Origin of the sequence: Streptomyces sp. NPDC016469, from assembly GCF_040632905.1 — a bacterium.
Classification (GTDB): Bacteria; Actinomycetota; Actinomycetes; order Streptomycetales; family Streptomycetaceae; genus Streptomyces.
The window spans coordinates 1-14,422 of the sequence record NZ_JBEYCQ010000027.1 but is presented as its reverse complement, the minus strand read 5'-3'; the positions used below and the strand labels follow the sequence as shown (position 1 = coordinate 14,422).

Sequence of the window (14,422 nt, the reverse complement as noted above, 5' to 3'; positions counted from 1 at the left end):
GAACTCCTGCTGCTGGATTCGGCGGACGCGCCGAGTGCAGCAAGGGCGGCTCGCACCCGTCTCGGGGGCTGCTAGGGCGGGCGCGGCGCCGCCCGTTGTGTCACGCGGCGTCCCGTTATGGCGCTTGAGAACGGGTCCAGAGCCGACCCAGAACCGCCAGGGAACCGCTTGCGGTCGGCTTGCGCTTCGCTCCGTATACCTGAGCCGTCCGCTGCCCCCCACCGGAAGGCCGACCGTGGATCTTCGTTACTGGCTGCCGCGTGCCGTAGACGTGGTCGAACACTGGGGAGAGCGCTTCGGCCCGCACCGGGAGCACCCGTCGCACCTGGTCGGGGACGAGGAGTTCGGTGCCGCGTTCGCCGCGTTCTCGAAGCGGCTGGACGACAACTATCCGTTCTTCCATCCGCGCTACGCGGGGCAGATGGTCAAGCCGCCCCATCCCGCGGCGGTCGTCGGTTACGTCACGGCGATGCTGTTCAACCCGAACAACCACGCCGCCGAGGGCGGTCCGGCCACCACCGAGATGGAGCGCGAGTGCGTGGACCTGCTCGCCGGGATGTTCGGCTTCCGTGGCACGCATCTGGGCCATCTGACGACGAGCGGCACCATGGCCAACCTGGAGGCGCTGTACGTGGCGCGCCAGACACACCCCGGACGCGGCATCGCGTACAGCGCGGAGTGCCATTACACGCACGCCCGCATGTGCGGGGTGCTCGGCGTCGAGGGCCACCGGGTGCCCGCCGACGGCCTGGGCCGCATCGACCTGGACGCGCTGGAGCGGCTGCTCGCGGGCGGCCGGGTCGGCACGGTGGTGGTGACCACGGGCACGACGGGGCTGGGGGCGGTCGACCCGGTGCACGAGGTGGTGCCACTGGCCAGGCGTTACGGCGTACGGGTGCACGTGGACGCCGCCTACGGCGGGTTCTACGCGCTCCTCGGGCGCTCGGACCGGCCCGAAGGCATCGATACACGCCCGTGGCGGGCGATCGCGGACTGCGACTCGGTCGTCGTGGACCCGCACAAGCACGGCCTTCAGCCCTACGGGTGCGGGGCGGTGCTGTTCAACGACGCCGCCGCCCGGAACCACTTCGCGCACGACTCGCCGTACACCTACTTCACCGACTCCGAACTGCACCTGGGCGAGATCAGCCTGGAGTGCTCGCGGGCCGGGGCGGCGGCCGCCGCGCTCTGGCTGACGCTGCACCTGCTGCCGCTGACCCGGGACGGCTTCGGCGAGATCCTGGCCGGCAGCCGCCGGGCGGCCGTGGCGTGGGCGGAGCGCATCGAGGCGTCCGAGGAGCTGGAGACGTACCAGGCACCGCAGCTGGACATCGTCAGCTACTTCCCCGCGACGCGGCCGCTGTCGCTCTCCGCCGTCGACGCCGCGTCCGGCCGGCTGCTCACGGACGGCATGCACGCGGAACGGGACCCCGTGTTCCTCAGCGTGCTGCGGACCGACGCGGCGGACTTCGCACGGCGCAGACCCGACGTGGTGGCCGACGCCCCCACGGCCCGGGTGATGCGCAGCGTCCTGATCAAACCGGAAGCCGAACTGCACCTGGACCAGCTGCACGCCCGGGTGGAGCAGCTGGCCTCGACCGGGCGCGCCCGACCGCCGCGCCCGGCACACCCATCGAACGGGAGGAGAACTTCGTGACCCACCTGTCCACGTTCCCGCCGCCGCCCTTGCCGGCAGCACACCGGCCGGCCCTGCGGCGCGCCCGACGGGCCGAAGCCGGCGCCCTCGCGGCGCTGCTGGCGGACGCGTTCCACGACGACCCGCTCACCCGCTGGATCACCCCGGACCCCGAGCGCAGGGCTCGGGTGCTGCCCGCCCTGTTCGGGGTGTTCCTCGACATGTCGTTCGCGTACGACGCGGTGACCTGCACCCCCGGCCTGGAGGCCGTGCTGCTGTGGACGCCGCCGGGCGCCCAGGCCGGACCGGAGGCGCGGGGCGAGGAGTTCGCCGGGCGCTTCGAGGACGTCCTCGGGGTCCGCGAGGCCGCCTCGCTGGCGCTGATCGCCGAGCTCCAGGCGTCCCGGCACCCGGCACGGCCGCACTACTACGCGGCGTTCGGCGCGGTGCGCGGCGGGGCGCGCGGCCGGGGGCTGCTCGGCGCCCTCGTCGCCGACGTGCTGCGGGAGGCCGACGCGGCGGGTTGCGGAGCCTATGCGGAGGCGAGCTCGCCCGGCGGCGAGGCGTCGGCGCGGGGGCAGGGCTTCGCACGGCTGGGCGAGGACATCGTGCTGCCGGACGGCGGGCCACGCCTCCGGCCGATGTGGCGGGAGCCGCGATGAGGGGCGACAGCCGGCTGCAGATCTACACGCCGGGTCAGGTGGACCGGGGCCTCGTGCCGGCCGGGCAGCTCGGGCCGCTCCGCGAGGTGCTGGAGTGGAGCCGGACCTTCCTGGTGTCGAGCCATCCCGAGCTGGGCCGCAGCGGCCCGGTGTGCCCGTACACCCAGCCCTCGCTGCGCGCCGGCCGGTTCCTGCTCGCCGTGCCCGCCGAGAGCACCCCGGACGCGCTGCCCGGGGCCGTGGAGGCGCTGCGCACCTGGTACGAACGGCTCGCGTCGGAGCTGGCGGAGGACGAGCGGGAACTCCTCACCGTGCTGATGGTGCTCCCGGAGCTGGACCACGCGGACCCGGCCGGCCTGGACCTGTTGCAGGCGGACGCCAAGGACGACTTCGTCGCCCAGGGGCTGATGATCGGCCAGTTCCATCCCCTGTGCGCCGAGCCGGGGCTGTGGAACGAGGACTTCGCGCCGCTGCGCTCACCGGTGCCGCTGCTCGCGGTGCGGCGACTGCTCGTGTTCGACCTGCCGTTCCTGGTCGGCGCGGACCGGCACATCGACCACTATCTGCGCCGGTTCGCCCCGGACATCCCGGCACGGGTGCGCGATCAGCTGGTCAACCGCGTCGTGTCCTGAGTCCGCGGGCATACGAAGGGGGCTCCGTGGCCACGGAGCCCCCTTCGTGCGGTGCGGTCACTCACGACGGATGGAAGGCCGGCTGTGCGGTGCGGCGCCGGCTGCTCTCCAGCGTACGCAGCCACTCACCGGGGTCGCCGCTGCGCAGCAGGGCGGTGCCGACGAGGAGGCCCTTGAAGCCGGCGTCGAGCAGCCGGGCCGCCGTCTGCGGGCTGTCGATGGCGCTGGCGCTCACCGGGCAGGGGGTGCCGCTCGCGCGCAGGGCGGGCAGCAGCTCGAAGCTGCGGGTCAGGTCTCCCCGGTCGCGTTCCCGGGTCTTGATGTCCTTGTTGTTGACGGCGATGACGCACTCGTCGGCGTGCGGCACGGCCTCGATCTCGGCCTCGGTGGTGGCCTCGACGAACGGGGTCAGGCCCGCGCCGAGCGCCGCGACGGTGAGACCGCGCAGCGCGGAGGCGGACAGCAGGCCGGCGGTGAGCAGGACGGCCGAGGCGCCGAGCTCCCGGGCTGTCTCCAGCTGGTCCTTGCGGGTGATGAAGTCCTTCTGGAGCAGGGGGAGTTCGGTCAGCCGGGCGACATCGCGGAGCAGTTCGCGGGTGCCGCCGAACCAGCGTCCCGTGACGACCGAGATGCAGGGCGCCCCGGCCTTCTCGTAGGCGGTGACGATCTCTGCGGGGGTGTGCCCGGAGATGAGGTCGAAGCCGAACGCGTCGCGCCGCTTGACCTCCATCACCAGGGGCTGCGGGGCCGACAGCAGGGACTCGATGAAGGGAAGGCTCATGGCTGCTCCGTAGGCCGTGTGGTCGGGGTGTCCGTGGCGGAAGGAGTGCGGGGGTCCGGGTGTCCCGGCCCGGTGTCCCAGGCGCGGGCCAGTCCGGCCACCTCGGGTGCGCCGAAGCGGCCGTCGCCGCCGCGGGCCGCGGTGTCGACGTCGATGCCGCGCAGCCGGGGGTGGCGCAGGACCCGTTCGTACGCGGACCGGTTGGTCCGGGTGAGTCCCCCGGCGAGCCAGAACGGCAGGGTGAACCGTTCGGCCAGCCGGAGGACGGTCTCCTCTTCCAGGCGCTGCCCCGTGGAGCCGACGCGGCCGTCGGCGGTGGTGGCGTCGATGAGGAAGAGGTCGGTGCCGGCCCGCTCGTACGCTCCGATCAGGGGGCGTTCCGGGCAGGTGCCGTCCGAGACGTGCAGCACCTTGACGATGACGGCGTCGGGCAGTGCCGTGCGCAGGGCGCGGACGGTGGCGGGCGGCTGGTAGGCGTGGAGCTGGACGGTGCGGATGCCGGTGCGGCGCATGACATCCGCGACCGCGTCCGGGTCACCGAGGAAGGTGACCAGGACGGGGTGGAGGGTGCCGGTGGCGCGGACGGCCGCCGCGAGGGCGGCCACCTCGTGCTCGGGCAGGTCCGCGGGGCCGCCGGGAACGCCGTGCCACAGCCCGACGAGTCCGGCTCCGGCACCGGCCAGCACCTCGATGTCTCGGGTGCTGGTGGCGCCGCAGACCTTGAGGGTGCGCGGTGGGGACAGGGTGGTCATCGGCCCAGGCCCAGCTTGGACGCGATGCGGTTGTACTGGATCTCGTTGCTGCCGGAGTAGATGGTGCCGCCCACGGCGTTGCGGACGTCGATCTCCAGCCCGTACTCGCTCATGTAGCCGTGCCCGCCGAAGATCTGGACGGCGGTCAGCGAGCCGGCGAGGTTGGCCTCGCTGGTGACCAGCTTGGCGATGGCCAGGTCCTCGGTGACGTCCTCGCCCTCCTCCAGCCGTTCGGCGGTGTCGTACAGCCACTTCCTGGCCGACTCCAGGCCGATCTTGGCGTCCACGATCTTGTTGGCGACGGACTGGTAGGAGCCGATCGTCTTTCCGAACGACCGGCGGGTGCGGGCGTACTCGACGCAGCGGTCGAACCGGTGCTGCATCTCCCCCACGTTCACGATGAACGAGAGCAGGATCTCCCGCTTCATCACGTAGTCGAGGACGATGAAGCCGCCACCCACCCGGCCGAGGACCCGGTCGCGCGGAATGCGGCAGTCGTCGAAGTACAGCTCGCTGAGCGGAGAGGTGCGCAGGCCCATCTTCTTGACCGGCTTGCCGACGGTCAGGCCCGGGGTGTCCCGGTCCACGAGGAACGCGGTCACGCCCAGGGCGCCGCCGTCGGGGTGGGTGCGCGCGTACACGACGAACACGTCGGCGACGGGGCCGTTGCTGACGAAGCACTTGCTTCCGTTCAGCACGAAGTCGTCGCCGTCGCGTTCCGCGCGCGTGGTCATCGCCATCGCGTCGCTGCCGGACTCCGACTCGGTGATCGCGTGGGCGCCGATCGCCTCGCCGGAGCTGATCCGGGGAAGGTACGTCTCCTTCTGCGCGGGTGTGCCGAAGCGCATGAGGGGGACGCCGGTGCTGGCGAGCGTGGTGGTGACGCAGAAGTTCAGACCCGCGTCACGGCAGTGCTCGCCGAGCCCTTCCAGGACGTACATGGTGGTGAGCAGGGACTGGCCGAGGCCGCCGTGCTCCTCGGCGAAGGGCAGGGCGAGGATGCCGGCCCGGCGCACCAGTTTCCACTTCTCCCAGGAGAACTCCGCTCGTTCGTCCTGGGCGATGTGGTCGGCGCTGAGTGCCTCGCCCCACCGGACCAGGCCGGCCCGGAGGTCGGCCTGGTCGGTGTTCCAGCGGATCACTGGGACCCCTTTCAGAGGTGCGGGTGCCGGGTGCGGATCAGTAGGCGGAGGAGGTGTGCGCGTCGAGGCTGTGCACCTCGTCGCCCTGGAGCGCCGGGGTGAAGACGCAGACGAGCCGCAGGTCCTCGTGCGGGGAGGCCACGAGGTAGTGCGCGTCGTGCTCGTTCAGGGAGTACAGCCGGCCCGGCGTGATGGGGTGCACGGTGCCGTCGAGCTCGACCACCTCGCCGGAGCCCTCGATGCAGTAGCAGGACTCCAGGTGGTTGCGGTACTCCAGGCGGGACTTGGTGCCGGCGCGCACCGTGGTGTCGGTGACCGAGTAGCCGACGCCGTCGGACTCGGTGAGGAAGCGACGGCTGAGCCCGTTGCCCCAGTCGACGCTCTTGACGGTCTCCAGGTCACGGATGATCATGGTCAACTCCTTGTTCGGATAGGGGTAGTGGCCGTGCTGGTCTCGTCCGGTCCGGGCTGGAGCGACCGGACGAAGTCGCGCAGTGCCGTGGTGGCGGAGCCCTCCTCTTCGAGGGCATGCTCCACGCGGGCCACGCCCGCTGAGCCGACGATCGCTGCGTCGGCCCCGCTCGCGGCGACCGCCGCGACGTGGCTGCGCGTACTGACCCCGAAGCCGACGGCGATCGGGGAGTTCGTGTGGGCCCGCAGCCCGGCGACGACCGGGGCGAGCGCGGCGTGCCCGGCGGGCGGCGCGGTGCCGCTGCGGCCGTAGTGCGCCACCAGGTAGACGTACGCGGAGGACTCGCGGGCGGCCCGGGCCCGGGTCTCCTCCGGGCTGGTCGGGTAGCAGGTGGTGACGACGGCGGTGCCGGCCGCCTCCGTCGCCTCGCGGCAGGCGTCACGCAGCCGGGGCGGCAGTCCGTGCACCAGGAGGCCGTCGGCGCCGGACGCGGTGATGTCCTTGACGGCCGCGCCGAGGTCCCGGTGCTTGAGGGAGTGGCTCCAGTCGGCGAGCAGCGCGATCCGCAGCCGCCGCAGCCCCGGCCGGACGCGGGCGACGAAGCCGAGGACGTCGTCCAGGCCGGTGCCCCGGTCCAGGGCGCGGCGGGCGGAGCGGCGTACGACCGGCCCGTCGGTGAAGGAGTCCGGGAAGGGCACCGCCAGTTCGAGGCAGTCGACGCCCTCCTCGTCGAGCATGTGCACGACGTCGGCGAGCTCGTCCAGGGGCGGGTCGCCCGCATTGAGGAACAGGGTGAGCCCGGGCCGGCCGGGTCCCCGCCCGGTGAAGAAGTCAGCCATGGCGGACCGCCCCCGCCGTCGCCGCGGTCCGCCGGGAGCGCAGCCGCTCGACCAGGGCCACGGCGGCCCCGCTGGTGACGGCGTCGTCCGTCGCGTCGAGCGCGTCGCGCCAAGTGGTGTGGTGGCCGGCCGCGAGGGCGAGCGCCGCGGCGTTGAGGCGGACGGTGTGGGTGGCCGCCGGGTGGGCGCGCCCGGCGAGCACGGCCAGGAAGTGGTCGGTGGCCGCATCCTTGGGCGCGGGGGCCAGCGCCTCGAAGCCGCCGTCGGCCGGGATCAGCGCGCCGGGCTCCAGGACCTGGTCCTCGCCCCGCGCGACGTGCACGGTGTTGCGGGCGAAGCCGAGGAGTTCGTCGGCGCCCCTGTCGTTGCTGGTGAGCCACACCGTACGGCCGGTGACCGTGGCGGCGAGGCGGCGCAGGTCGTCCAGGGGCATGGTGTGCGAGACGCCGGTGACCTGGGCGGTGACCGGCAGATCGGCGAGAAGGGGGCCGAGGGCGTTGAGGAACCGCCCGAACGGCTTCATGCTCACCGGCGCGATCAGCCGGGCGAGCCGGGCGAGCTCGACCGGGTAGACGAACGGCCCGGTGAAGGCGATCCCGTCCCGCTCCAGGTGCTCCTCGGTCTGCTCGTACGAGGACGTCAGGCGCACCCCGAGGCGTTCGAGGAGGTCGACGGAGCCGAGGCTGGAGGTGTAGGCCCGGGAGCCGGACTTGACGACACGCACCCCGGCGGCGGCCGCGACGAAGGCCGCCGCGGTGGAGACGTTGAAGGTGGCGGGCCCGCCCCCGGTGCCCACGACGTTGACGGTCGCGGGCCAGGCGGGCCCGGGGCGCGCGGGGCGCCGTTCCAGGAGTGTGCCGTGCAGGGCGGCAAGCGTCGCGGGGTCGGGGAGCCGGGTGGTCAGCGAGGCCAGCAGGGCGACGGCCTGCTCCTTGGGGAGCGTGCCGTCGCCGAGCCGGTCCCACAGAGACCGCCAGGTCTCGTGCTCGGCCACCGTGCGCCGCGCCAGCAGGCCGGTGAGCGCGTCGTGCATGGTTACCCGCTCACCCCCTGGCGCGCGTTTGCCACGAAGGTGTCGATGGCGGTGACGCTGCGGAAGTTGTTGGGGTCGAGGTCCGTGTCGTCCACGGCGAGCCCGAAGCGGTCCTCCACCCAGGCGATCAGCTTGAGCAGGCCGAGCGAGTCGATGGCTCCGCTCGACAGCAGGTCCTGGTCGTCGGCGAGTTCGTCCTGGCTGAGGTCCGGCAGGAACTCCTCGATCAGGAACTGCTTGATGGTGGCCGTGTTGCTCATGACGTCCTTCCTTCTACGGTGGTCAGCCGGCGGGAGTGGTCCGGCGCCGGGGACGGCGGCTGGGACGGTCCGCGCAGCCGGTCGAGCGCGGTGCGGTCGACCTTTCCGGTGGCGGTCTTGGGCAGCGGTTCGTCGGTGATCCGCAGGACGCCGGGGACGGCCGCCCTGGGCAGGGCGCGGGCGCAGTGTTCCTTCAGGAGCAGGCTGTTGAGGCCGCTGCCGGGTGCGCGCCGCACCCCGGCGACGAGCCGTTTGCCGGTGAGCGGGTCGGGCTGCGCTGCGACGCCGGCCTCCAGGACGGCGGGGTGGCTCAGCAGCACCTGCTCGATCTCGGCGGTGTTGACGGCGACGCCGCGCACCTTGACCTGGAAGTCGCTGCGCCCGGTCAGATACAGCAGCCCGTCGGCGTCGCGGCGTACGAGGTCGCCGGTGCGGAACCAGGTGCCGTCGTCGTGGCCGAGCGGGTGGCCGGTGAACCGGTCACGGCTGCGGGCCGGGTCGAGGTAGCCGGCGGTCTGGAAGGGCGTCCTGACGTGCAGCTCGCCCGCGCCGGGGCCGGTGACCTCGTGGCCGTCGGCGTCCAGGACGAGCACCGAGACCCCGGGGAGCGGGGTGCCGATGGGCAGCGGGCCGAAGACGGTGGCCGTGGTGTCGACGTCGTACGTGAAGCTGTCGTTGGTCTCGGTGCAGCCGTAGATGTTGGTGAGGCGGGCCGCGGGCAGCACCTCGCGCAGCTCCGCCAGGGTGCGTTCGGGCAGGACGTCGCCGGTGAAGGCGGCCCGGCGCACCGACGGCAGCAGCACCCCGGCCCGGCGGGCGGCGTCCAGCACGAGCCGGTAGAACATCGGCACGGCCTGGACGATCTCGACGTCGTGACGGAGCAGCAGGTCGAGCAGGTGGCGTCCGTCGACGGCCTTGTCCGGGTCCACGAGGACGACACGGCCGCCGTGCGCGAGGGTCGTCCACACGTCGAGGAAGCACAGGTCGAAGTTGAGCGGGGCGTAGTTGAGGACGGTGGTCCCGGGCGCGACGGCGAAGGCGGGCCCGGCCCAGGTGACGAACCGGTCCACGGCCCGCTCGTCCAGCGGGACCGTCTTGGGCAGCCCGGTGGAACCGGACGTGGTGAGCATGAAGGCGGTACGCGGAGGCACCGGGTAGGCCGCCGAGCGGGCCGGGACCGGCATACTCCGCGGTTCGCCGCCCGGGGCCAGCACGTGCCGGCAGCCGGCCTGGGCGAACAGCCGGCTCAGCAGCTGCTCGCCGAGGTGCGGGGAGGGCAGCAGGAACGGGCGGTGGGCGAGCAGGCAGCCGAGGACGAGCGCGATGGCCTCGGGCGACTTCTCGGCGAGGATGCCGACGGGTTCACCGGCCGGCAGCCCGAGCAGGGCCAGCCGCTCGCGTTCGCGGCCGGCGCTCTCGTACAGCTCGCGGTAGCTGGTCTCCTCGCCGTGCCAGACGAGGGCGGGCGCGTCGGGGCGCTCGCGGACCTGGGTGAGGAAGCCGGGGAGCAGTCCGGTGGTGGCGTCCGGGGCGGTCATGGCCGCCGTCCCGCCAGCCGGGCCCAGCCGCTCTTCACGGCGATGCCCGACGGGGTGCGGCAGGTGAAGCGGACGAGGGTGCGGTCGGCGTCCGGGGCGAGTTCGATGGCGAGCGGCACGTCCGGCACCACGGGTGCGGAGAACCGTCCGCTGACGGCGCGGACGCGGGTGACGTCGCCGTCCGCGTACCGGTCGGCGATCTCCTCGACGGCCAGGGCGAGCACGCTCATCCCGTGCGCGATGACGCTGGGGAAACCGGCGTCCCTGGCGGCCCGGTCGTCCAGGTGGATCGGGTTGAGGTCCCCGGAGGCGTGCGCGTAGCCGCGGATCCAGGCAGGGGTGAGCCGGTGCTCGGCGGCGGCCGGCTCCCCGGCGCCGCCGGACGGGGCGGGCGCGGCCGGTGACGGGATCTGGCCGAAGGGCTCGATGGCGGCGGCCCCCATCAGCAGGGCGCTGGTGAGGAGTTCGGCGCGCGGGGTGCCGTCGGCGCCGGTGAGGCGGGCCCGGACGGCCACCCGGGTGCCCCTCGGTTCGCGGCGGACGCCGGCCACGTCGAGGCCGACCGTGATCTGCTCGCCGGGCACCAGTGGCTGCTCGATCTGAATGTCCTGGCCGAGGTGGACGACGGAGACGGGCTCGGGCTCGGCCGCCGCCAGGTCGCGTACGGTCGCGTCGGCGAGGGTGTGCGCGAGGACGAAGGCGTGCACCGGGGAGGCGCCGGGTTCCTCGGCCGCGGGCAGGTCCGCGCGGACGGCGGCCCTGAAGGCGGCCACCTCGTCGGCGGTGAGGGTGCGGATCGCGGTGCGGGGCTGGGCGGTGGTCTGGGCGGTGGTCGTCATACCGGCGCCACCACCATGCTCGCGTTGTGGCCGCCGAAGCCGAAGGAGTTCGACAGCGCGGGTCCCAGGGCGACGGGCCGTGGACTGGTGTGCACCACGTCGATCTCCATTCCTGGCTCCAGGTGTTCGTGGTTGGCGGTGGGCGGCACCTCTCGGGCGCGCATGGCCTGGACGGCGGCGATGATCTCGACGGCGCCGGCCGCTCCGATGAGGTGGCCGATGACGCCCTTGGAGGCGGTGACGGGCGGGCCGTCGGAGCCGAAGACCTTGGTGAGGGCCGTGGCCTCGGCGCGGTCGTTGTGCGGGGTCGAGGTGCCGTGCGCGTTGATGTGCGTGATCTCGTCGGGGGCGAGCCCGGCGGCGGTGAGCGCGCCGGTCATCGCGGAGACCGCGCCGGCCCCGTCGGCCAGCGGCATCGACAGGTGGTACGCGTCCGAGGTGGCCGCGTACCCGGCGATCCGGGCGTAGGTGCGGGCGCCGCGGGCCAGCGCGTCGTCGAGGCGTTCCAGGACGACGAAGCCGGCCCCCTCGCCCATGACGAACCCGTCGCGGTCCCGGTCGAACGGGCGGGAGGCGTGCGCCGGGTCGTCGTTGCGCCCGGAGACCGCGTTCAGGTTGCCGAAGGCGGCGAGGGTGACCGGGGTCAGGGTGGACTCGCAGCCCCCCGCGATCGCCACGTCCGCCTGGTGGGACCGCAGGAGCGCGGTGGCGTGCCCGATGGCGTCGACACCGCTGGCGCAGGTGGTGGCGATGGTGGTCGCGGGGCCGGTCCAGCCGAGGCGCATGGCGATCTGGGCGGCCGCCGCGTTCGGCATGGTCAGCAGCGGCATCAGCGGGTTGACCCGGTGCGGGCCCGCCTCGCTGTAGTGCGCGGACTCACGGTCGCTGGTGGCCCGGCCGCCCACCGCGTTGCCGACGACGATGGCGGTGCGCCCGGGTTCGGGCACGGGGGCGCCGGCGTCGCGGTGGGCGGAGAGCGCTGCCGTGGTGCCGTACAGCGCGAAGGGGTCCATGCGCCGTGCGTCCTTGGCGGACACGAGGGCGTCGGGGCCCTGGGTGTCGAGTCCGCTGACCCGGCAGCCGATCCGGACCCGGTGGCGGGTCAGGTCCAGGTGGTCGAGCGGGGCTGCGGTGGAACGGCCGGCGCGGAGCGCGGCCCACAGGGCCTCGGGGGTGCACCCCGCCGGGGTGACCACACCGATCCCGGTGATCACCACCGGGGTGCGGTGGGAGGCTGCGGCTGTCATCTTCGGTCTCGTCTCCGTCCGGTGTCCCGGGGCCTGGACCGGCCGGTCAGGCCGGGATGATGCCGCACTCGCGGGCGGACTTGATGAACGCCTCGGCGGCGAAGTCGATGTCCTCGGGCGTGTGCCGCGCGGTCACCGCGATCCGCAGCCTGGCCAGGTCGTTGGGAACGGCCGGGGTGACCACGGGGATGCCGATGACGCCGTTGCGGCGGCAGGCGGTGGCCAAGTCGTATGCCTTCTCGTCGGAGCCGGCGATCAGCGGCAGCACCGCGGTCTCGCTGTCCTGCGTACGCAGCCCCTCGGCGTTGACCAGAGCACGCAGGCGGGCCGACTCGCGCTGGATGTGGGTGACCCGCTCCGGTTCGCGCTGCAGGATGCGCAGGCTCTCCAGGGCGGCCGCGGCCTGGGCCGGGGCGAGGGCGGCGGAGAACAGGAACGGCCGGGCGGCGTAGCGCAGGTGGCCGATCAGTTCGGCGGGGCCGGTGACCCAGCCGCCCATGGACGGGATGCCCTTGGACAGGGTGCCGAGCTTGATGTCGGCCTTCACCCGGTGGTCGAAGTGCTCCTCGATGCCGCGCCCGGTGGCGCCGATGGTGCCGAGTGCGTGCGCCTCGTCCACCATGAGCAGCGCGTTGTGCTCGTCGCACACCTTGCGCAGCTCGGGCAGCGGGGCGATGTCGCCGTCCATGGAGTAGACGCTGTCGACGATGACGAGCCGCACCCCGTCGGGCGACGCTGCGGCCAGGCGCCGGTCGAGGTGGTCGACGTCGTTGTGCCGGAACCGGGTGACGGTGGCGCCGGAGAGCCGGCAGCCGTCCACGATGGAGGCGTGGTCGTACTTGTCGATGAAGACGGTGTCGCCGGCACCGACGAGACCGCCGACGGTGCCCACGTTCGCCGCGTAGCCCGAGCTGAAGACCATGGATGCCTCGCGGTCCGCGAAGCTCGCGACCTCGGCCTCCAGCTCCTCGTGCAACGGGATGGTCCCGGCCAGGGCGCGTACGCCGTGGTTGCCGCTGCCGTAAAGGTCGACGGCGGCCTTGGCGGCGGCGACGACGCGTTCGTCGCCGCCCAGACCCAGATAGCTGTAGCCGGACATCATCAGCAGCCGTTGGCCGTCGAGATCGGCGTAGGCGCTGTCCCGCTCGACCGTGTAGGAGACGAAACTGTTGCGGCGCTCCGGCTCGGACTCCAGTGCCGCTACGCGCCTGTTCGTGGCGGCCAGCTTCGGCGCCAGCCGTTCCCAACCTCCGGTTGCGTTCACGTGGGTCTCCTCAGGCTGATTCAGTCGGCCGGCGAACGGCCTATTCATGACAGGATTTCTACGCCGCGCTCCGCAACGCGGCCGCAACAAGGGAGCCGGAGCCCTTCTCGAATTACGCTCGAAGCCGCTCGGGATTCACTAGAAATCCCCTGGTGAATGCATGGAGAAGGGCGGAAACATGGAGTCTCGATTCAGCGGAACTTGGGCTTCCACTCATTCCCCCCGGTATGTTCCCAGGCTCAATTGACACGGCCTGAACACCCCTGCGAAGGTCACGTCGACATCACGGGGAATGGCGAGAACTGAACGGCGCAAAGCGAAAGCAACGGCCGTGTTCCCCGCTCGGTTCCTGATCTGCCGCAGGGGGAGTGTCGACGTGTTGATCCGGCTCGTAGGACTTGTCAGCATCGAGCACGAGGCGGAACCGCCCCGGCACCTGTCGAGCGCGCAGGCCCAAATCGCCTTCGCCCGGCTCGTCCTGGAGCGTTCCGCCGGCACCAGCCGCGACCAGCTCGCGGACACGCTGTGGCCGCAGGGCCTGCCCGACACCTGGGCGTCCGCGCTGCGCAGTGTCGTCAGCCGGGTGCGGTCCTTCGTCACCAGCGCGCACCAGAAGCCCGGCGAGACGCCGCTGGTCGCCCAGAGCGGGCGCTACCTGCTGCATCTGCCGAGCGAGGCGCTGACCGATGTGGAGACCGCCGAGGCGTCGGTCTCCGAGGCCCGGCAGGCGTGCCGGGAGGGCGCGTACGCGGTGGCCCTGCAACTGGCCTCCGGCGCGGTCGCCAATCTGCGCGGCGCGTTCCTGCCCGCCCACGAGGGCGAGTGGGTGAACACCACCCGCGAGCGCATCGAGGCGGTACGCCTGAGCGCCCTGGAGCTGTCCAGCGCCTCGGCCGCCGCGCTCGGCAACAGCCACCACGCCCTGCGGTACGCCGACGAGGCGGTGCGCAGGGCGCCGTTCCGGGAGAGCGCGCACCGCTGCCGGATGACGGCGCACGCCGCCGCCGGCAACCGGGCCGACGCTCTGCGCGTCTACCAGCAGCTGCGCGAGCTCCTCTCGGACGAGCTGGGCATCGAGCCCGCCCCGTCCACCCAGACGCTCTATCTGGGCCTGCTCCGCGAGCCCGACCCGGCCCGCGAGGCGACCCGTGCCGTGGCCCCGTACCGCGGCCCGACGAGCGCCGACCCGCTCCTGATGAGCGCGTACGCGCCCCTGCTCCCGCCGGCCGCGTAGGCCCTGGCCGGGCAGGGAAAAGTCCGCGGAATGCTCCTGCGAACCGTATTTCGCAGGAGCATTCGCTCGAACTCATCGGCGACGGCTGGCAGGACTACAACAACCTGACCGGCCCGGGCGACCTGAGCGGTGACGGCAAGGGCGACCTGCT

The 14,422-nt window shown here is 73.0% G+C and carries 15 protein-coding genes; 4 read left to right on the top strand and 11 right to left on the bottom strand.

Annotated features, from left to right (window positions below; translation table 11 throughout):
- Positions 1 to 235 precede the first annotated feature (235 nt).
- Genes ABZ565_RS26735 through ABZ565_RS26725 form a run of 3 tightly spaced genes read left to right on the top strand, consistent with a single transcriptional unit; the run spans position 236 to position 2,930 of the window.
- Positions 236 to 1,657, top strand: a complete 1,422-nt coding sequence (locus ABZ565_RS26735) for an aminotransferase class V-fold PLP-dependent enzyme (RefSeq protein WP_361031903.1) — start codon at positions 236 to 238, stop codon at positions 1,655 to 1,657.
- Positions 1,654 to 2,298, top strand: a complete 645-nt coding sequence (locus ABZ565_RS26730; protein WP_361031900.1) for a hypothetical protein — start codon at positions 1,654 to 1,656, stop codon at positions 2,296 to 2,298. The genes ABZ565_RS26735 and ABZ565_RS26730 overlap by 4 nt, the downstream gene beginning before the upstream one ends.
- Entirely contained in the window at positions 2,295 to 2,930 is a 636-nt protein-coding gene (locus tag ABZ565_RS26725) for a DUF6875 domain-containing protein (protein ID WP_361031897.1), read from the top strand. Before ABZ565_RS26730 ends, ABZ565_RS26725 begins: the two co-directional genes overlap by 4 nt.
- A gap of 61 nt (positions 2,931 to 2,991) precedes the next feature.
- Here ABZ565_RS26725 and ABZ565_RS26720 read toward each other — a convergent pair whose 3' ends face one another.
- The 11 genes from ABZ565_RS26720 to ABZ565_RS26670 are packed head-to-tail and all read right to left on the bottom strand — an operon-like array spanning position 2,992 to position 13,037.
- The gene (locus ABZ565_RS26720) at positions 2,992 to 3,711 is read right to left on the bottom strand and encodes an indole-3-glycerol-phosphate synthase (protein ID WP_361031894.1); all 720 of its coding nucleotides are present in this window, start codon (positions 3,709 to 3,711) and stop codon (positions 2,992 to 2,994) included.
- Positions 3,708 to 4,463, bottom strand: coding sequence for an N-(5'-phosphoribosyl)anthranilate isomerase (locus tag ABZ565_RS26715; protein WP_361031891.1), 756 nt, complete (start codon positions 4,461 to 4,463; stop codon positions 3,708 to 3,710). The genes ABZ565_RS26720 and ABZ565_RS26715 overlap by 4 nt, the downstream gene beginning before the upstream one ends.
- Complete coding sequence (locus ABZ565_RS26710; RefSeq protein WP_361031887.1) at positions 4,460 to 5,605, bottom strand: acyl-CoA dehydrogenase family protein; 1,146 nt, start codon at positions 5,603 to 5,605, stop codon at positions 4,460 to 4,462. Before ABZ565_RS26710 ends, ABZ565_RS26715 begins: the two co-directional genes overlap by 4 nt.
- Before the next feature lie 37 nt (positions 5,606 to 5,642).
- On the bottom strand, positions 5,643 to 6,017 hold the full coding sequence (locus tag ABZ565_RS26705; protein ID WP_361031884.1) for an ectoine synthase: 375 nt from the start codon (positions 6,015 to 6,017) through the stop codon (positions 5,643 to 5,645).
- 2 nt (positions 6,018 to 6,019) lie between these two features.
- Positions 6,020 to 6,856 carry a tryptophan synthase subunit alpha gene (trpA, locus tag ABZ565_RS26700; protein ID WP_361031881.1) on the bottom strand — a complete coding sequence of 279 codons (837 nt, stop codon included), beginning with the start codon at positions 6,854 to 6,856 and terminating at the stop codon, positions 6,020 to 6,022.
- Complete coding sequence (locus tag ABZ565_RS26695) at positions 6,849 to 7,889, bottom strand: hypothetical protein (protein WP_361031878.1); 1,041 nt, start codon at positions 7,887 to 7,889, stop codon at positions 6,849 to 6,851. The genes trpA and ABZ565_RS26695 overlap by 8 nt, the downstream gene beginning before the upstream one ends.
- 2 nt (positions 7,890 to 7,891) lie before the next feature.
- On the bottom strand, positions 7,892 to 8,149 hold the full coding sequence (locus ABZ565_RS26690; RefSeq protein WP_361031875.1) for a phosphopantetheine-binding protein: 258 nt from the start codon (positions 8,147 to 8,149) through the stop codon (positions 7,892 to 7,894).
- Complete coding sequence (locus tag ABZ565_RS26685; RefSeq protein WP_361031872.1) at positions 8,146 to 9,687, bottom strand: AMP-binding protein; 1,542 nt, start codon at positions 9,685 to 9,687, stop codon at positions 8,146 to 8,148. Before ABZ565_RS26685 ends, ABZ565_RS26690 begins: the two co-directional genes overlap by 4 nt.
- The gene (locus ABZ565_RS26680; protein WP_361031869.1) at positions 9,684 to 10,526 is read right to left on the bottom strand and encodes a MaoC/PaaZ C-terminal domain-containing protein; all 843 of its coding nucleotides are present in this window, start codon (positions 10,524 to 10,526) and stop codon (positions 9,684 to 9,686) included. The genes ABZ565_RS26685 and ABZ565_RS26680 overlap by 4 nt, the downstream gene beginning before the upstream one ends.
- Positions 10,523 to 11,773 carry a beta-ketoacyl-[acyl-carrier-protein] synthase family protein gene (locus ABZ565_RS26675; RefSeq protein WP_361031866.1) on the bottom strand — a complete coding sequence of 417 codons (1,251 nt, stop codon included), beginning with the start codon at positions 11,771 to 11,773 and terminating at the stop codon, positions 10,523 to 10,525. Before ABZ565_RS26675 ends, ABZ565_RS26680 begins: the two co-directional genes overlap by 4 nt.
- A gap of 46 nt (positions 11,774 to 11,819) precedes the next feature.
- Positions 11,820 to 13,037: an aminotransferase class I/II-fold pyridoxal phosphate-dependent enzyme gene (locus tag ABZ565_RS26670; protein ID WP_361031863.1), complete on the bottom strand. Its 1,218-nt coding sequence runs from the start codon at positions 13,035 to 13,037 to the stop codon at positions 11,820 to 11,822.
- A gap of 376 nt (positions 13,038 to 13,413) precedes the next feature.
- Between ABZ565_RS26670 and ABZ565_RS26665 the strand changes: the two genes are divergently transcribed.
- A complete protein-coding gene (locus ABZ565_RS26665) occupies positions 13,414 to 14,271 on the top strand; it encodes a bacterial transcriptional activator domain-containing protein (protein ID WP_361031860.1) in 858 nt (285 codons plus the stop codon).
- The last annotated feature ends 151 nt before the right edge of the window (positions 14,272 to 14,422 follow it).